Annotated in this window: 17 protein-coding genes and 1 pseudogene; 17 read left to right on the forward strand and 1 reads right to left on the reverse strand. The window is 40.3% G+C overall.

Translation table 11 applies throughout. The features are described 5' to 3' along the window. The first annotated feature begins 40 nt into the window (after positions 1 to 40). The 17 genes and pseudogenes from C4F40_RS15260 to C4F40_RS15340 all read left to right on the forward strand — a co-directional run bounded on the left by C4F40_RS15260 (position 41) and on the right by C4F40_RS15340 (position 23674). Positions 41 to 1060: a BF3164 family lipoprotein gene (locus C4F40_RS15260; protein ID WP_196940241.1), complete on the forward strand. Its 1020-nt coding sequence runs from the start codon at positions 41 to 43 to the stop codon at positions 1058 to 1060. A gap of 30 nt (positions 1061 to 1090) precedes the next feature. Continuing rightward, complete coding sequence (locus tag C4F40_RS21805; RefSeq protein ID WP_196940242.1) at positions 1091 to 1303, forward strand: NVEALA domain-containing protein; 213 nt, start codon at positions 1091 to 1093, stop codon at positions 1301 to 1303. A gap of 126 nt (positions 1304 to 1429) precedes the next feature. After that, positions 1430 to 2473: a BF3164 family lipoprotein gene (locus C4F40_RS15270; RefSeq protein WP_196940243.1), complete on the forward strand. Its 1044-nt coding sequence runs from the start codon at positions 1430 to 1432 to the stop codon at positions 2471 to 2473. A 272-nt stretch (positions 2474 to 2745) separates the two neighbouring features. Beyond that, positions 2746 to 3651, forward strand: a pseudogene (locus C4F40_RS15275) (BF3164 family lipoprotein); the annotation flags it as partial. A 4-nt stretch (positions 3652 to 3655) separates the two neighbouring features. Then, complete coding sequence (locus tag C4F40_RS15280) at positions 3656 to 5632, forward strand: transglutaminase-like domain-containing protein (RefSeq protein WP_196940244.1); 1977 nt, start codon at positions 3656 to 3658, stop codon at positions 5630 to 5632. A 416-nt stretch (positions 5633 to 6048) separates the two neighbouring features. Further along, positions 6049 to 6282: an NVEALA domain-containing protein gene (locus tag C4F40_RS15285; RefSeq protein WP_196940245.1), complete on the forward strand. Its 234-nt coding sequence runs from the start codon at positions 6049 to 6051 to the stop codon at positions 6280 to 6282. 90 nt (positions 6283 to 6372) lie between these two features. Next, the gene (locus tag C4F40_RS15290) at positions 6373 to 7494 is read left to right on the forward strand and encodes a 6-bladed beta-propeller (RefSeq protein WP_196940246.1); all 1122 of its coding nucleotides are present in this window, start codon (positions 6373 to 6375) and stop codon (positions 7492 to 7494) included. 37 nt (positions 7495 to 7531) lie between these two features. Continuing rightward, entirely contained in the window at positions 7532 to 7852 is a 321-nt protein-coding gene (locus C4F40_RS21810) for a 6-bladed beta-propeller (RefSeq protein ID WP_196940247.1), read from the forward strand. Positions 7853 to 8453: 601 nt separating this feature from the next. Beyond that, the gene (locus tag C4F40_RS15300; RefSeq protein ID WP_196940248.1) at positions 8454 to 8675 is read left to right on the forward strand and encodes an NVEALA domain-containing protein; all 222 of its coding nucleotides are present in this window, start codon (positions 8454 to 8456) and stop codon (positions 8673 to 8675) included. 104 nt (positions 8676 to 8779) lie between these two features. Further along, positions 8780 to 9799, forward strand: coding sequence for a BF3164 family lipoprotein (locus tag C4F40_RS15305; RefSeq protein ID WP_196940249.1), 1020 nt, complete (start codon positions 8780 to 8782; stop codon positions 9797 to 9799). A 99-nt stretch (positions 9800 to 9898) separates the two neighbouring features. Beyond that, positions 9899 to 11845, forward strand: coding sequence for a hypothetical protein (locus C4F40_RS15310; protein WP_196940250.1), 1947 nt, complete (start codon positions 9899 to 9901; stop codon positions 11843 to 11845). 183 nt (positions 11846 to 12028) lie between these two features. After that, a complete protein-coding gene (gene lepB / locus C4F40_RS15315) occupies positions 12029 to 12892 on the forward strand; it encodes a signal peptidase I (protein ID WP_196940251.1) in 864 nt (287 codons plus the stop codon). Next, entirely contained in the window at positions 12889 to 14811 is a 1923-nt protein-coding gene (locus tag C4F40_RS15320) for an O-antigen ligase family protein (protein ID WP_196940252.1), read from the forward strand. Before lepB ends, C4F40_RS15320 begins: the two co-directional genes overlap by 4 nt. Before the next feature lie 16 nt (positions 14812 to 14827). Next, on the forward strand, positions 14828 to 15931 hold the full coding sequence (locus C4F40_RS15325; RefSeq protein ID WP_196940253.1) for an efflux RND transporter periplasmic adaptor subunit: 1104 nt from the start codon (positions 14828 to 14830) through the stop codon (positions 15929 to 15931). After that, positions 15928 to 19017 carry an efflux RND transporter permease subunit gene (locus C4F40_RS15330; protein ID WP_196940254.1) on the forward strand — a complete coding sequence of 1030 codons (3090 nt, stop codon included), beginning with the start codon at positions 15928 to 15930 and terminating at the stop codon, positions 19015 to 19017. Before C4F40_RS15325 ends, C4F40_RS15330 begins: the two co-directional genes overlap by 4 nt. Before the next feature lie 5 nt (positions 19018 to 19022). Continuing rightward, on the forward strand, positions 19023 to 20507 hold the full coding sequence (locus C4F40_RS15335) for a TolC family protein (protein ID WP_196940255.1): 1485 nt from the start codon (positions 19023 to 19025) through the stop codon (positions 20505 to 20507). After that, entirely contained in the window at positions 20507 to 23674 is a 3168-nt protein-coding gene (locus C4F40_RS15340; RefSeq protein ID WP_196940256.1) for an efflux RND transporter permease subunit, read from the forward strand. The genes C4F40_RS15335 and C4F40_RS15340 overlap by 1 nt, the downstream gene beginning before the upstream one ends. Positions 23675 to 23788: 114 nt before the next feature. Here C4F40_RS15340 and C4F40_RS15345 read toward each other — a convergent pair whose 3' ends face one another. Next, the gene (locus C4F40_RS15345; RefSeq protein ID WP_196940257.1) at positions 23789 to 25285 is read right to left on the reverse strand and encodes an NADH-quinone oxidoreductase subunit N; all 1497 of its coding nucleotides are present in this window, start codon (positions 25283 to 25285) and stop codon (positions 23789 to 23791) included. Positions 25286 to 25291 lie beyond the last annotated feature (6 nt).

Here is a 25291-nt window from a genome sequence, read left to right on the forward strand (position 1 = left end):
TCTTTTTAACCCGTGATTTTTTTAATTAATTTAGTGTGATATGAAAATATTATTGTTATGCTCTTGTTTTATCCTGTTCGTATTGGGATGCGATCATCGAGGGGATAAGAAGTCATACTCTTTCAACGAAATTGGAAGTATATCTACAGTAAATGTGCCAACGGATGACTCTGTATTTATGCGGTATCCATTCCGTCTCGCCAAAAATGATTCTTTACTGTTTATCTTAGATTTGCATGCTCCAGATCATTTTATCCATGTTTTTTCGGAAAAGGAATTAAAATATCACAGTTCTTTGTGCGCAAAGGGTGATGGACCGAATGAGTTTATCTCCATCAACAACATTCAGTTAGTAGGGGATTCACTATATGTATATGAATCCAGAAACGAGATTTGGGTGTATCAGGTGGATGATATCTATCAAAAAAAAGAAACCCCAAAAAGGATCACATTAACTAAAGATTTTGGCTTTTTATCGAGAGGATTAAAATTAGGAAACAGATTCTATTTTCCGGTATTTAATGTGACAAATGATGGACGAATTCTTGAGTTTGACAATCAAGGTAATTTCGTACGGTCTTTAGGTAGCATAGAAGCGTCAGATAGTAAAGATCTTCTAGAGTCATCCGCTTATCATCAGGCATGGATGCCTTTTTTGGGAGGTTCCGAAGATATTCTTGTTGCCGCTACCCAATTTGGTGATGTTTTGGATATTTTCGATGAAGGTGAGCAATTGACAATCAAAGGTAAGTATGGAGATCCCGTGTTCAGGACACATAAGGGGTATGCTATCCATGAAGGAATACACGGCTTTCAGGATATAATCGCGAATAATGGTTTTTTATTGGCACTTTTCAGTGGCGTAGATGTCAAAAATGAGGATCTTGATAAAGACGGAGCCGATAATCTTTACATATGGAATTACAAAGGAAAACCTTTAAAACATATTAAATTAGATAGACGTTTTGTGTCCATATATCCAGATACCGACGGCTCATTTTTAGCTCTGGATATCAATTCGGATAATCCGCTTTATCGTCTCAGTATACCGGACTTGTAAGCTTAATATCCTTGAAAAATACTGCCGCGCTTGTTATTTGCTATCGCAGCGATAGCTACGTTTAATGTTCATGTTAATATGAACGAAGGTAATGTTATGTCAGCTCTAAGTTTAGCGAATGTAGCAGCGTTGGCGGATGGTGAGAATGGAGGCGGAGTAAATTGCTCCAATAGTTGTTCCGGCGCATATTGTGGAACATTTATTCCCCCTTCTGGGCCTGGTGTAAAATTATATTATTGTTAAGCAAATTTAAAACCTGTAGTCGTCTCTTGCGTTTCAGAAAGAGGCGGCTATACTTTCTTATAAAGAAGATTGATGTCCAAAGAGTTGTTTTATAAAGACACGCAACTTCTGAAATTTATACGAACTATGAATAATCTACTATACCTTAAAATCTGTTTAGTTACAATTATTTTTTTTCTTTCTTGCAATAAGCAAACTGAGAATACGCAGAAAATACTTGAGAACGCCAAGCTTCTTCATACGAATGAAATTGACGTTGATTTTTTATTGGGTAGACCCAATCAAATAACAATTGGTGACAACAGATTAGTTATCACTGATAATATAGATGAAAAAGCACTCGCGTTTTATGATATCAAGTCCGGTACTTTTATCGGGAGGCGGATCGGCATTGGACAAGGCCCAAATGAGGTAATCCCTCCACTATTATTGCCAAGATCAAGTGAAAGCGAGGTCCTATCCATCATACAGAGGCAAAACGGCCGATATACAGAACACAATATTCCGAATCTTGCAAAGGAGAATTTTGTTCCAAATAGATCCTTAGAGTTTGAAAATATAGATAGATTGACTCAAACGAACAGCGGCTTTATCGTTTCGGGACCTTATGAAGAGGGGTCCATTAGAATACTTGATCGCGTAGGAGGCATCATCAAAAGCCAAAATATTTATCCACATTATATCAATGACCTGAACCAACCTGCAGATAGATATGTCTATGGACAAGGGCATATAGCCTACAATAGGAAAAATGACGTGCTGGCATTTGCTTCTTATTTTACAGGAGAGGCTTCCTTTTACAAACTTGTGGGGGATTCTCTAGAAATTCTTAAAAATTTTGATTTTAGTTTGCCTTCTGAATTGCGTAATCGCATTGCGCATTCAACTGGATCTGCATCATTAAAAGATTCGGACATGGAGTATTTTTCAGATATCTATTCTACGTCAAACCATTTTTATCTTTTGTATACCGGTATTGCTATGAAGGACAAAAACTCGGCTTCAAATAGCTATATTTTTAAATTTTCGAAAGAAGGACAATTGCTTGATACCTACAAAACCGATAAGAAAATTATCTCTTTCTGTGTACAAGATGATGATAGTAAGGGATATGGGGTTGCTCTTTCTGAGGATATGGATTATATTTTGGTTGAGATGATGAATATATAATCTTCCCGTAGCTCTCTTTATGGTCCGCAAGTAAAAAATATATAAATAAAAAAGCGAGCATGAGAATTATACTATATATTCTATTTATAACGGTCTTGGTTTCCTGTAAAAAGAGGTCAGCTAATAATACACAAAAACTGAGAACGTTAAATCTAGATTTTGTTGATTTAAAAGGAAACAATTTAGATTGTGACTCCCTTATAGCTTCGAACAAGATTGTTGCCTATTTCAACGGTCATGTTGTAACCCGTCAACTTTAGGATTATTTTTTCACAGTCTACAGGTTAGGTGAAAATTCTGAGGACATAAAGTTTGTAGGGAAGTTTGGCAAGAGAGGAAATGGACCCAGAGAGTTTTTTGGTGTTCCCCAATTACATTACAAAAAGCAAAATAATGCCTTGTACGTTTTCGACATTCAGGGAGGTAATCATATCAATGCATATCAAATTGATCTGTTTTCATTGAACAATATTTTCGATGAAAGCACTTGGAAGTCTATTGCTTTTCCCGTATTTGAGCATGCAACATTTTCGTCGTTCGTTCCATTAACAGACTCTATATTCCTGGCCATGGGTGGAGATTACGATAGAATCAATTTATTATCTATCGTACAGGCAGGAAATAAGGAATATAAGGCTTTAGATATGGACTATCCAAAAGATGGTATAAAAGCCGAAGCCATTGTGAAAAGAGGTGTATATAACTATGGTGGTATATTGATGCACCCTTCAACAAATAAATTGGTATACTATTGTACCAATTGGGGTAATTATGCTGAAATCATCGATAATAAAAATTTTAAATTTTCGACATTTCAGGTAATGACCGCTGATTATCCTATTTACAAAGTGGCTAAAGATGGTATGAATATGGAATCGGAGAATAACACCTTGATGGGAATGCGGGCACAGAGTTCGGAACAGTATATCTACCTTCTCCCAAACTTTCACAATAAGGAAGCATATCTCAAAGACGACCCTAACCGGATATATCCAACTGATCATCTTGACAAAGTATATGTATATGACTGGGAGGGAAATTCCGTGAAAGCCTATAAATTGGATAAGCCAGTAACGGAGTTTGTTGTCGACCCAGGCGATACGTATTTATTGGGATCTAGTGTGGATACGGAAAGTGGTGATATTGTTTTTGTTAGGTTTGATCTCACAACTATATAAATTTATGAATCGTAATATCTTTTTTTTGCGTGTAATCGGAATAATAATCATCGGCACATTTTTTTCTTGTCATACAAAGTCGGGTGATGACCTTAATAGTGCGTTAGAGGCTGCCGGAGCGAACAGAAGCACCTTAGAAACTGTTTTGGGACACTATAAAGGACAAGGAGATGAAGAAAAAGTTCAGGCGGCCAAATATCTAATCTCGAATATGGCGACCAAATTGAGCATCGTGAATAGATCAAACAGATCTTACTTTGAAATATTTGACGTTATTGATTCACTATGGGCCTTCGGAAATGCTGCCATTATCGACAATAGAAAGGAACTCGAGTCTCGCTGGGATTCACTGGTAAAACGTCATGGCGCTCCTCAGATAAGAGATGTTGACAAAGAGAAAGATATAAACATAATGACTGCCGACCAATTGATTTCCCATATTGATCACGCTTTTGATATGTGGCGAAAAAATAAGTGGAGCAGAAATGTAGATTTTGAAAGCTTCTGTAAGCATATACTTCCTTACAAGGTAGGTACAGAACCAAATGAATTATGGTCAGTTAGACTTTATAATCTTTGGCGTGATACGCTAAAAGAAAATAACATCGATAGCATATTAAATATTGCAAAGTTCATCAATGATCATAATGCGTACAAAATGTCGCATATGCGTATTCTCTGGTCCTATCCCTATGACTTTTGCAGCAGCGAATTCGAAAGGATTCGTTTGGGAAGCTGCAAGCACGGGGTACATTATACCACTCAAAGTCTCCGGGCATTGGGAATTCCCACAGCAATTGACTTTACAAGAAGATGGGCTGGTGCCAAAAATGGACACGAGTGGAATGTTGTTTTTTTAGAAGATGGTACGCCATACCCATTTGACGCCATTAACAAAGGATTGAAAATCGATCTTTCATGGAGAAAAATTGCTAAAGTCTATCGTAAAACCTATGCGAATCAGAAGTTGAATGTCGATTTTTCACACATAGCCGAGATTCCGTCAGAACTATTGGATATTAATAGTATTGATGTAACTAATGAATATGTGTCGACAAAGGATGTTGCGTTAACTATTGATAATAAGGAGCGTAACAAGTATGCCGTAATTTCGACTTACAGTGGGTTTGACTGGATACCTCAAACTTGGACAGAAATTTCCGGAGGCAAGGTTGTATTCAAAGAAATGGGGGTCGGAAATCTATATTCGGTCTTTCTATTCAACGGTATAGACTACATTAGAAAAACAGAGCCATTTCTTTTGGATAGCGTAGGAGGTATAACGTATTTCAAACCCAGTTCTTCTAAAGAGAATATCCGGCTGGAAAGGAAGGCACAATTAACGCCTTTTATGGAGGACATTATGTCGTTTATTGTAAATAATAAATTTCAGGGCGCAAATACGAGAAATTTTCAGGATTCGGTAACGTTGTTTACGATTGAAGAAACGCCTAAGAAAATCGAAAGTGCCGATATCCATATGGAAAAGGCATTTAGATATGTTAGAATGTGGATACCCAGAGGTGGTAGAGGAGATATTGCAGAAATGGAGTTCTATGGTCTGGCTAAAAATGGACAGGACACCGTTAAATTAAGCGGTACCATTATCGGCGATCCGAAAGTTAACATTGAAGGGAAAAGACACTATTTGTATCCTTTTGATGGCGATTTATTGACGTATTTTCTAAAACCAAGAGGAGTAGATCCCTGGGTGGGTCTGGATTTCGGCTCACCGCAGAAGATTGTGAAAATTCGTTATTGTCCGCGCAGCGATACTAATTTTATTGAGATTGGAGATGAATATGAACTTTTCTATTGGGCTAATGGAGGATGGAAAAGCTTGGGAAGACAGAAAGCTCAGGATCAGTACTTAATCTACAAGAATGTTCCCAAGAATTGCATATTTATCTTAGAGAATAAAAGCAAAGGCGTTGAACACAAAATTTTCATTTACGAAGATGGCGCTCAAATTTGGATGTGATTCCACTTAACCAATACAACCGGAGGGTTTGTAAGAATTGCGTAAGAATGGAACAGGTTGCTTATTCTATGAAAGTGACTTTAATTATTAGCTTTAAATAAAAGTTTTAACTGGGAAAAAGGCGGCAGGCTGCACTGCTCTATGAAAGTTGTAACAGCCTGTCCGCCCGCTATCCCGCCTTAACAAGAAAGGAGGTACGTCGGCAAAGATAATAATTGAAGGATACACTGTTGAAATGATAGATACGGTAAAGCGGTTCTAAAAATGTCTGAAAACCTAAAAACGCGTCATTGCGAGGCGCGATAGCAACGACGCAATCTGCGTTTTCGATGTCACCAGGTTATCTTTTAGATACTACCAAGAATTAAAATAGTATAAATACGAGCTTGCATAAGTTCAAACAAAAACTCAAAAAAATGAAAAAGAAAATTTTAGGAAGTTTAGCAGTAGTTGCTGTTGCGATAGTAGCTGCATCTAATGTTCACGTTAATATGAAGGAGAATAATGGTTTGTCTGCTCTTAGTTTAGCAAATGTAGAAGCTTTGGCTGATGGAGAAGGGAGTGTGGGGATTCCTTGTACAGCTCCGAAAAAACATGGAGTTTGCCTTGATTTGACCGATGTGCAATGTACAGATAACTTCGGCTGTTAAATACTAAAAATTAACATGCTTCACTGTTCATGGAGATAGTGTAGTATGTTAATTTTTAATTCACTTAAAATGTTTGTTTACAGAAATTTAATGAAATATTACTATTATTTATTAATCGTTATTATCGCTCGGATTATATCGTCGTGCAATAATAATACCGACAAGAATCTAATGTCAGAGTTGTCTGTGGATACAATCATTTGGGACGATTTTGACATACGGGATGGTAAGACTTTCTTCCCCGAAGAGCTTGTTAAAACTAGAAGGTATGTGAAACTTGATTCTACTCCTACTTTTATTTTTGGTGGTGGAGATAAAATAATTACGCGAAATAATATTTATGTATTGGATATGCGGCAAAAGAAAATTATTATTTTCGACGATCAGGGGGCTGGATTGCTCGTACTCCATCGGGTAGGACAAGGGCCACAAGAATATCTCCAAATAACAGATTTTGATGTAGACGATAACGGTAATATCTATATTGTCGATGGCGCTAGCGACAAACTCATTGTCTATGATCAGAATGGAAGTTTTGTTTCCGCAACTAAGTTTTCTTTTGAGGCGGATCTTATCCATCGTTTAGGTAACGGGAACTTTCTGTTTGGATTATCAGCATGGAACAAGGATGTTCAGACGCGAGGTAATCGGTTTGCTATCGTCGGAGAAGATATGCAGATTCATAGCTCTTTTGTAGCTTTTGACGATTACCAAGATAATATGTATTGGATTTCATCCTACAGGTTTATAAAGGCCTCAAATAAAATTTGCTATAACAAACCAATTGATGACTATGTCTATATAATGTCGAATATGGGACTTTTAGTGCAAGCTTTTTATTTTGATTTTGGAGATGCAAGAATTCCCTTTGATTGGAGAAAAGATGTGGAATCTAACATCGATAGGATCAAGGAAAAATATAGGTGTCTAAAAAATCATGTCGTGGTCACAGATAAGTACATAATAGGTACGCTGTGGGATCGAACCGAGACAAAACCCTTCTTAGTGGACCTGGGGCAAAAGAAAACATATATAGGAGGGACAGTTGCGGAGAGCGATGTCAGTGACTTTTTAGATTTTACAGATAATAGTGTCGTGTCACTTCTATCGACTGGTAAGGACGATATGTTTGATCTACTAGACGTGCCCAAAGATGTCCAGGCGCATGTTGCACAGGAAAATTTCGCGTTGATGGTAACGGAACTTTTGTAATGAAAAAAAAAATATAGGGAAAGCACTTTATGTTTTAATGCTTTTAAGCATCTGGGGGTGTAATGATCGCTCGTATTCGGAAATACAGCAATATAAACGGGATAAAATTACTCATGCAAAAGCCGACTTACAAGAAATACAAATAGAGGATGCGCTTATTGGCAGTATTGCTCGTCTATATATTATCGATGACTATGTCTTGATAGTGGATCATAAATCTGCAGATAAGCTGATACATATATTTAATAAAGATAATTTCAACTATGTGACAAGTATCGCTGATATTGGACAAGGTCCTGGGGAAATAACGGTGATTAACTTTTCGAACTGCCAATATTTTCCTTGTAATGAAATATGAATATCTTTCAGCTTTATCGACGCAACCATGGTTCCGATTGTTATATGTAAGTATAGTTGTGGCTATTGTGACCTTTCTATCGAATTGTTCAAAATTGAACATACTATCTTTTCCTCATTGCAATCACTATAAGGATCAACGTAAATTTTGCTATATCAGATTTGTCCCGAACAATTGCAAAGGTTGGCCATTGTGTAAATCTCTTATAAAATTATCGAAGGTGGACACGAAGAACATAAGTTTGATGTAAGAATTGCGTAAGAATTGAGTAGTCAATTTCTTTTACGAAAGTAATCTGTATTGCTAGCTTTAGATTAAAAGTTTTAATCGGGACAAATAAGGCGGCAGACTGCACTGCTCTATGAAAGTTGTAACAGCCTGTCCGCCCGCTATCCCGCCTTAACAAGAAAGGAGGTACGTCGGCAAAGGTAATAATTAGCAATGAAATCCAATAACAGGATATACTGTTGAAAGGATAGATACAGTAGGAAGGCGCGTAATATCGCTTTTTTGTCATCCCGACGAAAGGAGGGATCTAAAAAATATACTAAGTCAATAGTAAATAGGAGCTTGTTGAAGCTCGATTAAAAAAAATAATATCATGAGAAAAAAAATTTTAGGAAGTTTAGCAGTAATTGCTATTGCGGCAGTAGCAACGTTTAATGTGACTATCGGCACTCCCAATAGCGCCACAGCTACAATTAGTCTATCTAATGTGGAAGCGCTGGCAGATGGAGAAAATCCGAATTGTCCTAATGGCTGTAAGGCTAATGGGGACGGTTGCTTTTGTAATTACTGGTTTCCTACGGACCGGGAAGCATAATAATGACGAGTAATTGTTAAATTAGAATTGTAAGGAGGGTGTGTTGCGGACATATGCATATTTTATGTCACGAACACCCTCCTTTTTTACGATAAAATAGCACTATGAAAATAAAAAAAAATATAGGGAAAGCACTTTATGTTTTAATGCTTTTAAGCATCTGGGGGTGTAATGATCGCTCGGATTCGGAAATACATCAGTATAAACGGGATAAAATTACTCATGCAAAAGCCGACTTACAAGAAATACAAATAGAGGATGCGCTTATTGGCAGTATTGCTCGTCTATATATTATCGATGACTATGTCTTGATAGTGGATCATAAATCTGCAGATAAGCTGATACATATATTTAATAAAGATAATTTCAACTATGTGACAAGTATCGCTGATATTGGACAAGGTCCTGGGGAAATAACGGTGATAGGGCATATTGAAGAAGACAAAAAAGACCGGGCATTTCTTGTTTCCGATCATGGAAAACAAAAGATATTTAGTTATAACCTGGATAGTGCATTGACGGTACCATCTTATATGCCTAAGGAAAGGGTGAGAATGGATAAGTCTCAATTTCCACATGTATATAAATTTATAAATGACTCTTTATCAGTTGGGTTGTTTATTAAACCAATAGGGACCAATGATTTCGCACAGTCGGTGGCTAAATGGAATATGCAAACAGGTGGTATCGAGACGTTAAGTCAGGAGCATCCTAAAATAAAAAGAAAACGAATTAGCTTTGCAGTTTCTGAAAATAACGGATTATTTGTAGAATGCTACGCTTATGACGATTTGATGACGATTTATGGACTAGATGGAAATATTAAATTTAATATATATGGCCCGAATTGGGGGAGTGGGACTTCCTCTAAAACCCCATATTATAGAAAGGTAGCGTTTTGTGGAGAACACATTTTAGCAACTTATTTTGACGACGACGATTCGGAAGAAAGGGATATTCCAACTAAATTTCTTGTATTCGACTTAGATGGTAATTATATCAAAACGATAGAAACGGATCATCAAATTGCTGACTTCTGTTTCGATGAAAGCAACAATAGAATTGTCATGAATTTAGATAGCGAGATACAATTTGCCTATTTGAATCTAGATGGACTAATTTAGATTCTAAGTCACTGTGTGAATCCATTCAAATATTTCCTGTTCGAATTCAAGTACATTGTGGTCAAAGGTGCACTTTTACGTTTTATATTCTCCTCGGTTATGAAAAATGATTTTATTCAACGAAAACTTGTTGTTAAAACTGTAATCTATAGTTGGGTAATGCTATGTAGTGTTATTATACAGTCATGCGATCCCGAAACGAAAAAAATAAATCGTGTCATGACGTTAGCCGGTGCTAACGGGCGAGAATTACAAAAGGCACTGGACTATTATGCCGGTGATAAAGAAAAATCAGAAGCAGCAAAATACGTAATAGAAAATATAGTGGGTCATCAGCACGTGGATGATCTATCTTACCAAGCCTATGTCAGGAAATTGAAACAAATGGATAATCCAATTTCCACCGATTCTTTAAATAATTTATGGAAGGGCTCTTCTATTAGCTACGCGGTTGATGCGCAGACCATTACAGGAGATTACTTAATACAAGATTTGGAAGCGGCATTTCGAATCAGAACTTTGGTTCCTTGGGGCTCATCTATTTCTCTACAGACGTTTAAAGAATATGTGTTACCGTATAAAGTTAGTAATGAGGCTTTGGCTCCCGGTTGGCGCACAGAACTCTATGAGCGATATAAACATCTTGTCATAGGGATTAATGATCCAAAAGTAGCGTATGTGAAAGTATTGCGGTATCTGAAAGAAATTACCAGGGAAGCAAATTCTAATTTTGGCTACACTATAGACCCGTTAACGATGGATCACATTAAACGAGGCTCATGTTCTCAATTGTGTGTCTATTATGCTGCTGTATTACGCGCTTTTTCTTTACCCGTAGCCTATGATTATATTGATGGATGGGGGAATTATAGTCAAAGTGGACATAGCTGGATATCTTTTGTAGACAACACAGACAATGTGTATACCCTCGCAACTAGGGATTCCGTGCTTCGTGAACGAAATCCTATTGACGCATCAACGTTCAAAGAACATTTCGATCCGAATAGTAAAAATTTTAATATTAGTAGCGCAAAAACAGTCTATAAAGTATATCGTAATACCTATCAGTTAGTTGAACAAAAGGGATTATCCATAGGGAATACCAATTTTGGACATAAACTTGACGTATCGGAGCGCTACGGCTTGTTGGGGAGTGTTAAGCTTGAAGCCAAGGGATCTGATTATGTCACACTGTCTGTTTTTAAAACCGGAGATGACTGGAAAGAATTTGTCATTTCGAAAGTTAATCAAAATCGTTCGTCATTCGAGCATTTGGGAGTAAATGTGGTTTACTTGCCCTCATACTATAGCAATGGAAAGCTTAGAAATATAGGTACTCCGTTTTATATAGATAGTGACAATAATGTAGTGTATGTAAAAGCACATAAAAAAAAGCTGCAAAACATAGTTTTACGTAGAAAATATCCTCTTTTCGGAAACTGGACTGCGCAATGGAATCGCATGATTGGAGGTGAGATTCAGGTTTCAGATAATGCAAAATTTGATAAGCCGAAGCGCATTCACATCATAGAAAGCATACCCATAGGTAGGCTAGGTTTTAAACTCGAAAAGCCGTCCGAAATAAAATATATTCGATATGTGTGCCCACCCGAATGCAGAACACCAATTGCAGAATTTAATTTACATGATTTAAATGCTAATAAAATAGTAGTCGAAAGTGCCATCGGGCAAGATGTTGATAAAGATCAGCTACATTTTGCTTTCGATGGTAATGACCTGACTTCAGCGGCAACAAAAAGAGAAAAATTTTGGATAGGGGCGAAACTTAAAAAGAACGAAGGAATTCTCATTGATAGTATTGAAATTATACCCAAGCATGACGGGAATTTCATTCAAGAAAATGATATATACGAGTTATATTATTTTGATGGAAGCTGGATCTCGTTAGGGACGCGGACAGCTAAGGATCGTGTGTTAATATATTCGGATGTGCCTGAAGGCGCTCTATTTGTTCTTCGTAATAAAAGTAGAGGTAAAGAGGAGCGGATTTTTACTTATGACGATGGCAAGCAATTGTGGTGGTGATTTTTTAAGATCTTAATACAGTTTCTTTTCGGAAGCAAGAATTGCGTAAGAATTGAGTAGCCCGTTTCTTCTTTGATTTGGCTCAACTTTATTTTATTTGAATATATAAGTAACATCAATAAAATAGAGTATGGATTACTTCTCGTTTTAAGGAATGTTGCTTTTTAACGAAGCAGTGTCATCATGTTGACAACAGATAAACGTATTAAAAAGAAGAATTCAGGGTGGAAAGGAATTGCGGTAATCGGAATGATCACGATATTGATCGTTATTGCATTACGGATATTTCTTTTCGCTTCCTTTAAAATACCCTCTCTTTCTATGGAGCCGACATTGCTTGCCGGCGATTTTATCTTGGTCAATAAACTAATTCCCGGTCCACGGATAGATTTCTTAGGCAATAAAGAAACAAATTCTATCTTCCGCGTTCCAGGTTTGCGTGCTATACAACGAAAGGATGTGTTAGTCTTCAACGATCCGTATTATCAATCTAAAGTCATCGTACGGAATTGGAATGCGCACTATGTAAAGCGTTGTATTGGCTTGCCTGGGGATACACTTTCCATAAAAAATGGTAACTGTTTTATTTCCAACGATTCGACGACGGCAGTAGTTCGTAAGTATCAAGATGAAAATAGACTAGCCATTGCATCAACACAGTACGACACACCGCGTATGTTTAAATCGTTGGGCTGGACAGTGCATAATTTCGGCTCGATTTATATTCCGCGAAAGGGAGACCGGATTACCCTAGATTCTGTCAATCGACATATATATGCGAGATTGATTGAATATGAAACGGATAAAAAAATGACCGAAATGGATGGTCTGTTTTATTTGGATACAGATCTGTGTAGTGCTTACACATTTCAAAAGAACTATTATTTTATGGCCGGCGACAATAGTAGCGATTCCAAAGATTCCCGTTACTGGGGCTTATTGCCCGAAGATCATATCGTAGGTAAGGTATCTTATGTATGGAAGTCAATCGACCCCAACTCTAACAAATACCGATTTGATCGTTTTTTTAAATCCCTTGATGAATGAAGCAAAGCCCCAACATAACTGTTATTAACTATCTATGTTTTTTGCCGTTTATCGCGTTATTTGGTATCGTCTTTATTTTAGATGATTGGGAGACGGGCACCGGGATAGGTAAAACTATTGGCTTCTATGTATTGATGGGATTGATTCCGCTATCGACCGCACTTTCTTATTGGAATAATAGACAAAGTATGAAATACCATGTGGTCGACCTATTGATCCCGCTGGTCGTTTTCTTTGGATTGCTATTTTCCTATATGAATCATCTAGCCGTAAACAACAAGATGGTGACGGTGGTTCTGCTCGTTGTATTGTATTTCTGCTTTCGTGTTTTTCTCGTCCAACGTCAGACCAATCTTTATGTTCTGCTTATAGCGGTGATGCTTACCGGGTTTGGCGAAGCAATTTGGGGGCTGTTGCAACTCTATGGTTATACAAATTCTCAGCATCATCTTTTCAAAAGCACGGGCTCATTTTTCAATCCCGGGCCTTATGCGGGTTATCTTGCGGTTATATGGCCTGTTGCTCTCTTCTATCTATTGCGGGATTGGTGGGTTTGGAATGTAGCATATAACAGGAAACTGATCTACTACAGACTCCGTTGGGGAGTTGCATTAATAGCACTTGGGTGCATGCTACTGGTCCTGCCGGCCACGATGAGCCGAGCTGCTTGGATTGCGGCGGGGGCTAGCAGCGCGGTGGTGCTGGGATTGTATTTTTTGAAGATACGCCATCGTTCATATTTCAAAGAAAGTAAACGATGGTCGAAAGCAAAATGGGCAAGCCTCAGTCTGGTTGCTGCAATGCTCCTAAGTATATTGGGGACGGGCTTATATCATTTCAAAAAGGATTCTGCCGATGGACGTGTGCTGATCTGGAATGTTTCGATGGATATGCTCGAAAGAAATTGGATTGGTCATGGGGTGGGTTATTTTGCCGGGAGCTATGGAAAGGCACAGGAGCTTTATTTTTCAGAGGGGCGCGGCTCGGAGTGGGAAAAATCCGTCGCGGGCGAACCTGAATATGCATTCAACGAATTTATTCAAATTGCTGTTGAATTAGGTGTGTTGTCGTTGATCTTGCTGTTGTTTGCCGTGCTATACGCCATTCGGACGGGTGTTCGAAACCGTAGATTCGCTCCGGTGGGCGGGTTGGTCGCCCTGCTAATATTTGCAGCCTTTTCTTATCCGTTCAGTCTTATTCCGTTTTTAGTGCTGCTGATTTTTCTATTGGCGGCTTGCGTTTCTGCTCCTTACGAATTCACCTATTACAACGATGTAAAATATCTATATCTCTTTGATTTTGATGTCCGTCAGCGTTGGAATGCCTATTCGATCATAGGTTTATTAGTTACTTCCTCCATTCTTGTGGGGTGGAGTCTCGCTACCCGCTATCCTGTCTACATGGCGCATAAGAAATGGGGACAGACACAGGTCTATTATCATGCAGGTGGATATGATAAGGCGGTGGAACAATATGAAGGACTTTTTTCCTATTTGATGGATCAGCCAAATTACCTATTCGAATATGGGCAGATGCTCTTCAAGATCCATAGGTACGATGATAGTATGCAGGCTCTTTTATACGGTTCAGAAATAAGTGCGGACCCCATGTTCCATATTTTGATGGGTAAAGTTCTGCAGGCTCAAAAGAGATTCCTGAATGCGGAGACAAGATATCAGCATGCAGCACAGTGTACTCCCCACCGCCTATACCCCTATTATCTTCTTGCCAAATTATACGATGAAATGGGGGAAGGAGAAAAAGCGTATAAAATGGCCTTGTTCGTCATAGACAAACCGGTAAAAATAGATTCGCCGGCGGTACAGGAAATGCGGGCAGAAATGAAAAAACATGTGCAAAAGGGCCCACCGGAAAAGAAAGAACCGCGGAGAGTGAAAGTTGAAATAATCAATGAATAAATAATATTGCAGATCCATGAATATAAAAAGGAATTTAACACGATCGCCCATGTTCTTATGGCGCCTAAGTATACTGGGGACACTGTTATATGGAGCTTGTACAGATTCTAAACTTAAAGAAGCTGAAGATGGTGTGCAGACCGTGCTACCGGGCGAGACTGCACAGGTCAAAGCGTTTGTCCTGAAGAGCAAAACATTCAACCACGAACTGATCTCGAATGGGGCTATAGTGGCTGCTGAGAAAGTAGACCTTCGTTTTGCAGGTGCCGAAATTGTGGAAGAAATCTATGTTAAAAATGGCGAAAAGGTAAAAAAAGGACAGAAAATAGCGAGACTGGCGCAATTTAAACTTGAAAGCGCGCTAAAGCAGGCGGCCGATAATCTGGAAAAGTCGAGTTTGGAGCTGCAGGATGTCTTGATCAGTCAAGGGTATGCCTTGAAAGACTCCTTAAAAGTTCCAGCAGAAACCATGAAAATAGCCAAGATAAAAAGCAACTATGAAAATAGTACGATCCAGTACGAATTGGCCCGATATCATTTAGATCATTCGGTATTGTATGCTCCTTATGACGGTATCGTTGCTAATCTATTTGCCAAGAAGTACAATATGCCGTCTGGAAATGAACCTTTCTGTACTATTATTGCCAGCCAAAGCCTTGATGCCCTTTTTACCGTACTGGAAAGTGAACTCCCGCTTATTCGAAAAGGAGATCAAGTGCAGCTTTCGCCATTCTCCTATCAAGACTATACTGTGGCTGCCGTTATCGATGAAATCAATCCGGTCGTCGACGAAAATGGGATGGTGAAGGTCAAAGCGCGTATCGCCGGTTCCTCATCGCGGTTGTATGAGGGCATGCATATTAAAATACGTGTACAGCGATCTGCAGGAAGTCAATTGATTATCCCTAAAGAAGCGCTGGTACTACGGAATAATAAGAAAGTCGTTTTTACGGCGAAAGATCATAAAGCACATTGGAATTATGTGGAAACAGGTTTGGAGAACTCGACGGGATATGTCGTAACCGAGGGATTAACCGATGGGGATAGCATTATCTACGACGGAAACCTGAACCTGGCCCACGAGACACCGATACTTATTTTGAATCAAAAATATCCATGATTAGATATCTTATTGATAGGCCCATTGCTGTATTCATGGCATTTTTGGCGTTTTTTATTTTAGGCATCATTACCTATCTGCATATTCCGATATCCCTGCTGCCCAATATTCCGATTCCGGAGATTACGATACAGATTTCTGGTAAAAACGCATCAGCCCGGGGTTTGGAAAATACGGTTGTAGCGCCTATTCGGCAGCAATTATTGCAGGTAGCGCACATCCGGGATATCCACAGCGAAACGCATGACGGACAGGGGATTATCCGGCTCAATTTTGAGTATGGGGCGAATACAGACTTAGCTTTTATAGAAGTTAATGAAAAAATAGACGCAGCCATGAACCGCATACACCGGGATATGGAAAGACCCCGCGTGATCAAGGCTAGCGCTACGGATATCCCGGTCTTACACCTCAACCTGACGCTAAATACAGACTCCCCCTTTGCGGATGATCAGGAACAAAAGTTTTTGGAACTCAGTGAATTGGCCAATACGGTCATCAAAAAGCGGATAGAACAGCTCCCGCAAGTAGCTATGGTGGATATCACGGGATTAATGGACAAGCAGATCTTGATTTCGCCGGTACAAAGCCTGCTGGAAATAACCGGTATTACGCCTGCGGAAATAGCCACCGTATTGCAGGATAATAATATAGAACCCGGAGCCATGTTGGTTAAAGAGGGACATTATGCGTATAATATCAGTTTTTCATCCGTGGTACGTACGCTAGCCGATGTGCAACAGCTTTATATCCGGAAGAATGATCGGATTTTTCAACTCCAGGATATTGCGGATATACAGATCGTTCCACAGCAGGAGAAAGGAATGGCACTGTATAATGGTAAACGTGCTGTCAATATGGCGATCATTAAACAGGGTGAAGAAAATATGGCCAGTATGCAGGCCGCTTTGGAGGGTACCATCAATAGTTTGAAACGTACGTATCCGGATATCGCATTTTCAACATCTCAGAATCAAACCGAGTTATTGGATTATACGATTGCTAATTTGCAACAGAATTTAATATTGGCCTTTATTTTTGTGTCTTTGGTGTCTGTTTTTTTTATGCGGGATGCCCGTTCACCGTTGATCATTGGCATTAGTATGTTCGTCTCCCTGATCGTGTGCCTGCTGTTTTTCTACCTCTGTAATATTTCCCTGAATATTGTTTCGTTGACGGGACTGGTGTTGGCACTGGGAATGATGATCGATAATTCCATTATCGTCACGGATAACATCAGTCAATACCGAAAGCAGGGACTGCCAATCGACGACTCCTGCATCAAGGGTACGAATGAAGTAATTGCACCTATGCTCAGTTCATCATTTACGACTATAGCAGTCTTTATTCCGCTGATCTTTATGAGCGGCATAGCCGGAGCCATATTTTTTGATCAGGCCTTTTCGGTAACGGTAGGGCTCTTGGTTTCCTATCTGACGGGGATTATGCTGTTACCGGTATTGTACAAACTGATCTATAAGATGCGATTGCCGGTATCATTATCCAAATGGTTTAAGCCGTCGGAAGTCCCTCAAAAGGTATCGAAAGTGCCTATCCCGGAGCGTATATACCATAAAGTAGCAGATTGGGTGTTTGCGAACAAGGGGGTTACAACGGCTTTGACACTGTTGCTGTTCCCACTATGTGTCTGGATGTTTTACCTGATTCCAAAGGAGAAAATGCCCGAAATAAGCCAACATGAATTGGTGACCGACATTGAATGGAACGAGAACATCCATCTGGAGGAGAACCGGAAACGTTCGATAGCACTATTGGACGCTATTCGCGATCAGGTGGAGGTCAGTTCTGTCTTAATCGGACAGCAACAGTTCTTGTTAAATCGGGAAAGGGAAAACACCGTATCCGAAAGTGAAATATACCTGAAAGCGAGCAGTGAAGACGGCGTAGCAGAGCTGCAGACGGCAGTCGACCAATACCTGAAACAGCAATTTCCAAAAGCAATCGCCGGATTTGCCCCGGCAGGTACCATCTTCGAACGCGTTTTCACAACGGCTGAAGCTGATCTAAGGCTCGAGTACTATCCGAGAAACCAAAGCAAAATGATAACGAGAGATGCGATAGCCACCTGGCAATCGGAAATTAACCGTATAGCGGGATATGTGCCTCAGAGCGTATCCTTTCAAAAGCAACTTGATATACAGATTGATAACGAAAAACTATTGGTATACAATGTGCCTTACAATACTGTCTACCAGTCCTTGAAAGCCGGATTTAAAGAAGAGGAGATTACCACACTGCGGTCTTTCCAGCAGTACCTTCCTATTATGTTGGGTACGGAACATGATGCGGTCAACAACGTGATCCAGAACAGCTTGCTTCATCTACCCGCTGTTAAAAACGGTGAACAAGCTAGGAAAGTACCCCTGCAAGAGTTTATCCATGTTGTGCCAAGTGAAGGAATGAAAAGCATTGTTGCCGGCCGGAATGGCGAATACATACCGTTTGAGTTATATGGAGTTACCGATCCTGAGATGACCTTGCAGCAGTTGAAGGGCAATATAGCCTCTGACAATGAACGCGATATCGTATTCTCAGGATCTTTTTTTTCCAATCAAAAAATGTTGGATGAGCTCCTCCTGATCCTTTTAGTTTCCATTATGCTGATGTATTTTATCCTGACGGCACAGTTTGAAAGCTTCGTGCAGCCGTTGATTGTATTGCTGGAGATTCCGATTGCCATAGCGGCGGCTTTAGGTTCGCTGCTTTTCCTTGGCTATAGTTTGAATCTGATGTCTGCGATCGGTATCATCGTAACATCTGGTATTATTATCAACGATAGTATCCTCAAACTGGACATTATGAATCAGCTTCGGAGACAGGGTACAGATCTAATGGAAGCTATCCACGAAGCGGGACGTCGACGGTTGAATGCTATTCTAATGACCAGTCTTACCTCCATTGTCTGTATGTTGCCATTACTTTTTAGTAATGATATGGGGTCGGAGTTGGAGAAACCTTTAGCGGTGGCAACCATCGCCGGTATGTTGGTCGGTACACCCATTAGTTTATTTGTCGTGCCACTGGTGTACTGGTTTATCTATCGGACAAAATCTGTCAAATCATAATTATTATGGGGAAACGTTGTTTATTGATTATTGCAATATGGGTGCTGCATTTATCGGCTTGGGGGCAGACGAAGCAGAAACTAAGTCTTCAGCAAAGTATCGAAATCGCCACAGATAGTTCTTTACAGGCCTTTAGGGTTAAGAATCTTTATCTAACGAACTATTGGGCATACCGGTCGTTCAAAGCCGCACGATTGCCCTCGCTGAATCTCAATGTGACCCCGTTACAGTATAATCGAGAATTCACAAAGCGATACGATCCGGATAATAACATTGATATCTACAGGGTACAGCAATCGCTATATTCGTCGGGTAATGTTTCGATCAATCAAAATCTGGACGCAACGGGGGGCTCCTTCTTTATTGATTCGGAACTGGGCTTTTTTCGGAATTTTGGTGAAACACGTTTCTCCCAGTATTCCAGTGTGCCTATCCGGATAGGGTACACGCAATCTTTGATGGGATTTAATGCGTTTAAGTGGGAAAAAAAGCTGGAACCCTTAAAATATGAAAAGGCTAAAAAGCAATATCTCTATGCGCAGGAAGAAATAGCAGAGTCTGTTATACAGTTGTTCTTCGGACTCGCCATGGCGCAGGCCGAATTTGATCTGGCAATGGAAAATGTGGCTTCTTCGGATACCTTATTTCTCATTGGTCAGGAGCGGTTTAAGATCGCTTCGATTTCTCAGGCTGATATGCTGACGCTGAAGCTGGATGCCATTAATGCCAGAAATTCGCTGAAAAATGTAGAAATAGAATTAAAGAAGGCGACTTTTGGATTGAGTAATTACCTCAACTTGGATGACAACAAGCAACCGGAGATTATCATCCCGGAACCACCCCGCCCGATTCATATTCCCATCGATCAGGCCTTGCGCCTTGCTAAGGAAAATAACCCCGACTACCTGGCCAATCGGCAGGAGATCATAGAAGCAGAAAGGGAGGTGGTACGCACCAAGAGGGAAGCTTCTTTTAATGCCGATCTTTACATGAGTGCGGGTTTTAATCAGGTGGCACCTACCGTAGCAGAAGCTTATCGGAACCCGTTGCAACAAAATTTGGTAAGTATTGGTATGCGTATCCCTATACTGGATTGGGGGGTTAGAAAAGGAAAGGTGAATATGTCCAGAAATAGCCTTGACGTGGCTAAAATATCGGTACAGCAGCGAGAGCAGAGTTTGGAACAGGAAATTATCGTGACGGTAAGTGATTTTGAGGTACAACAAGATATGATTAATAGTGCCGAAGAGGCATTGGAACTTGCGGTAGCGGCTTTTCAGGCTACCCGGCAGCGATTCGTTATTGGTAAATCGGATATCAACAGTTTAACCTTGTCGCTGAACAGGCAGAAAGATGCGCAAAAGAATTACATCTCTGCACTGAAAAACTATTGGTTGAGTTATTTTAGGATTAGAAAGCTGACCTTATTTGACTTTGAAAAACAGGAGTCGCTCTCCTACCTTTTCGACCATATGCACCCGGTAAACTGATGGGGACTTCAAAAAAAATATCATCTTTCTCTGTTATCCTGAGTTTTCTCTGCTTATCTCTAGTGGGGGTGGCATTGATCCCGCTATTGACAGTTAAATTGTCTCCATCGCAGACATTGCCCGGTCTTTCTGTCAATTTTTCGATGGCAGGCAGCTCGCCACGAACAGTAGAAATGGAAGCGACTTCTAAACTGGAAGCCATGTTGAATCGCCTGGAGGGGGTGAAGAAAATCAGCTCTAAATCCGGCAACGGCTGGGGGCGCATCCAAATAGAATTTAACAAACATAAAAATATGGATATTGCTAGATTTGAAGCATCATCGGTCATTCGGCAAACATGGCCTTTGTTGCCCGAAAATATGGCATATCCATCCATTTCGCAAAGTCGGGTTGATAATAATGCCAACAGACCTTTTCTAACCTATACGATCAACGCGCCGGCTACCCCATACGAAATACAGCATTTTGCAGAACAAAACCTTAAGCCGCAGCTTGCCCTTTTCGGTGGAATATCGCGTGTAGATGTTAGGGGGGCAATGCCCATGATATGGCAATTGGAATATGATGCCGATCTGTTGAGCGCACATGGAATTACAGTCAAAGATATACAGCAGGCCATCTCAGAAGCACTGCGTCACGAATTCTTGGACATGGCCTTGATCAATTCGTCTGTGCGGGATCAGGAATGGATCAGATTGACGTTGCATCCGGCTCTCCAATCAGATGCTGCCGCGTTAAATTCTATTGGTGTTAAGCAGATCGATGGGACGATTATCCCGCTGGAAAAGGTGATAAAGATCAATCGCATAGAAGAGCAGGCACAAAGTTATTTTAGAATCAACGGATTGAATTCCATCTACCTGTCTATTACTGCGGATGAACAAAGTAATCAACTGGGCCTAGCCGACAAAATAAGAAAGCACCTCAAAGCGGTAAAAACGACTCTTCCGCAGGGCTACGAGATACATCTAAATTATGACGCGACGGAGTTTATACAACAGGAACTGCATAAAATCTATTTCAGGACCGGGTTGACGCTTGCGATCCTGCTGTTGTTTGTGTTATTAACCTACCGTAAATTCAAGTATGTATTACTGATCACTGTTTCTCTTTTCTGCAATTTGGCTACTGCAATAATAGTTTACTATCTGTTGAGGCTAGAGATACAGTTGTATTCTTTGGCAGGGATAACCATTTCGCTCACGCTGATTATCGACAATACCATCGTCATGGCGGAACATATTGTCCGAAAAAGAAATCTAAATGCATTTATGTCCATTTTGGCGGCTACGCTTACGACAATAGGGACATTGTCTGTCGTTTTCTTGATGGAAGAGCGCATTCGGTTAAATTTGCAGGACTTTGCCATCGTGATCAGTGTCAATCTTTTTATTTCATTATTGACGGCTTTATTCCTCGTGCCGGCATTGTTGGAAAAGCTTGAAATAGGTAAGAATAGCCAAAAGAAACGGGTAACCAGAATTGGCCGCATGCAACGATATGCTTCAGTTTATTTCTATCGATACTATGCTGTCTTGTGCAGATTGCTTTACCGTTGGCGAAAGATGGCTATTTTGTCTATTATTCTGGCGTTCGGATTGCCTGTTTTCCTTCTTCCCGAAAAAATAGAAGGAGACTCGAAATGGGCGGCACTGTACAATCAATCGTTGGGTAGTGATCGGTACAAAGAAAGTATCTCTCCCCATATCAATGCTGTATTAGGAGGAACGCTGCGGCTCTTCGTGCAGAAAGTAAAACACGGGAGCTATTTTAAAGATCGGGAGGAAACCAGTCTGTCTGTTAACGCATCGCTGCCCAGCAATTCGACTATAGCAGAAATGAATGGAATTGTACAACAAATGGAACAGTATATCAGCCAATTTTCCGAAGTAAAACAATTTCAAACGGATATACAAAATGCCCGGCAAGCGAGTATCAGCATCCAATTTGTAAAAGAATACGCCAACGGTAGCTTTCCACATTTATTAAAATCAAAACTGATCAGTAAGTCGTTGGAACTTGGTGGCGGAAGCTGGGGTGTGTATGGACTGGGAGATGGATTTAGTAACGATGTACGGGAGGGTTCGGGTTCGTATCGGTTGGAGATGTTCGGATATAATTACGACGAACTGTTGGATTGGGCGGAACAACTTAAGCGGAAACTATTGGAACACCGACGCATTAATGATGTAACGATTAATGCTGAATTTAGTTGGTTTAAAGACGATTACGAAGAGTTTGCGTTTGTAATGAAACGAGATCGGTTGGCGGAAGAGCATATTCAACCCTATCAGCTTTATGGACAGTTGAGCACTGTGTTAGGACGTCGGATAAATGGTGGTAATATGATTACCTCCGATGGAGCGGAGCGTATGTATCTGCAATCTAAACAATCGAATGAATATCACGCCTGGGATATGTTGCATATGCCGATTCATGCCAATGGAAAAGTGTATAAATTGTCGGAACTGGCCCAAATAGACAAAGCAAAGGCACCAAAGGAAGTCGGCAAGGTTAATCAGCAATACCGCCTCTGTATGCAGTATGAATATATCGGAGCACACGAGCAAGGCAAAAAGGTGCAGGAAAACTATATCGAAGAATTTAAAGAAAGCTTACCCATAGGATATACTATCAAGAATGCGAATCCAAGATATGGTGGCGAAAAAAAGGACAAAACGAATTATATCCTGCTTCTATATGTTTTCGTTATCATCTACGTCATCTGCTGTATTTTATTCAATTCATTCAAAAAGCCACTATATATCTTATTCGTAATTCCGATATCTTTTATCGGGATCTTTTTGGCTTTTTATCTGTTTGACATTGATTTTGATCAGGGAGGATATGCTTCATTTATTCTGTTATCAGCATTAACGATAAATGCTAATATTTATATCGTAGAGGAGTACCATCGTCTTCGGTCTAACTTGAATGTAACGCCATTAAGGGCCTATATAAAGGCCTGTCAGGTGAAGATTCGCCCCATATTGCTAACTGTTTTATCCACTATACTTGGATTTATTCCATTTTTGATCGGTGATGGGAGGGAAGCGTTCTGGTTTCCGTTGGCGGTAGGGACTATAGGTGGGTTAATAGTTTCCACGTTGGCAACGTTTCTGTTTCTTCCTCTTTTCATGGGGGCAGGGAAGGTGCGCTCAGGCTGACGTTTTGCTCTTTTTGTCCCGACTTTGGAGGGATCTAAATACGATGGATGATCAGGGTTTTAGACCCTTGCTTTCAGGTCGTTATGCTGATGGGAGCGTCTGTAGGTTTTTAACTTAACGGGATTGAAACAACCCCAATAGAAAATCAGGAAAGATCCCTATACCGAACACCAACGCGGTTAATACAATACCAATTGCAATAATAAAACGAATGGGGGTGTTTATGTTGTGGTCGGATTGGCCATCCCTTAGAAACGCGTAAAGGGGGATTTTGAAATAGTAGAACAAGGAGATCACCGAAGTCAAAGCCCCTGTAATGAGCAGCAGTAAATAAGGTAAATCTCCGCTGGATTGATAGCTTTCGAATACCGATGTAAAAACCAATAACTTGCCGACGAAGCCTGCAGTGGGAGGAAGACCAATGAGAGCGATGCCGATGAAAGTGAAACAGGTAAAGACGATAGGCAATTTTTTTCCTAAACCGGAATACGATTCAAGTGTCGTCGCACCTGTTTTATGTTCTAAGCTATCGATAAAAGCAAAGGCAGCCAAATTCATGAGCACATAGGCGGCGAGGTAGAATAACAGTATGCTTGGATTTTCGCTTGGAGCTACTAATACCGCCATTAGCAGGAATCCGGTATGCCCTATGGAAGAGTAAGCCATCATACGCTTCACATTCTGTTGGCGCAAGGCGATGAGATTACCGGCCAGCATGGTAACGATAGCGACTACGGTTAAAAATAGAATGGTCAACTCGCCGAAATAAAAAAGGGAGGATGCCCAAGCCTGCGTAATACGGGCCAATAACACGATAGCGCCAACTTTAGGAACCGTAGACAAGAATGCGGTGACCGGTGTCGGTGCACCTTCGTACACATCCGGCGCCCAAGCGTGAAAGGGAACGAAGCTCAATTTAAATCCTATGCCGGTAAATACGAATAGGAGTGCAATGCTCGTCATCACTTGGGGAGCAGCGGCCAGACCCTGAAGATGTGCTGGACTAACAAAATCTAAATTTCCCGTGAAACCATATAACAAGGATAGACCATAGAGCATAACCGCAGCACAGACAGACCCAAAGAGCACATATTTCATAGCCGCTTCGGATTGTTTTTTGTGTGTGGAAAAATAGCCTACTAGAATGTATGAACTGATCGAAACCGTCTCGATAGCAATGAAGGCAAGCAGCCAGTTGGTCGTAATGGTCAATAGGTTAAGACCTAGTCCTGCAGTGAGCAAGACCGTATATACGTCGCCAAGATTCTTTTGAAAAATCTTACCCTTAAAATGCTGTTGGATGAAAATGGTAGAAATAAGCAGTGCAAATAGAATAATCCCCCGGGCAAAAACGGAAAAATTGTCGATGACCAGCATGCCGAAGAATGCCGATGTAGGCTGATGCAATTGAGGCAATAGATATACAAAGGAAACAAGGTAACCGATGATAGAAACAAAGAAAGAAGACTGCTTCCATAATCTATCGGTGAACAGAGTAGCAACTATTGACAATAGAAATGCTGCAATCAGCGCAAATTCCGGCTTGACTAGCGGGATAGATGCAAGGATCTGATCTAAGGTACTGGATAAGTGAAGGGCTACGTCTTTCATTTCCTG

The organism is Sphingobacterium pedocola, from assembly GCF_015209965.1.
Taxonomy (GTDB): domain Bacteria; phylum Bacteroidota; class Bacteroidia; order Sphingobacteriales; family Sphingobacteriaceae; genus Sphingobacterium; species Sphingobacterium pedocola.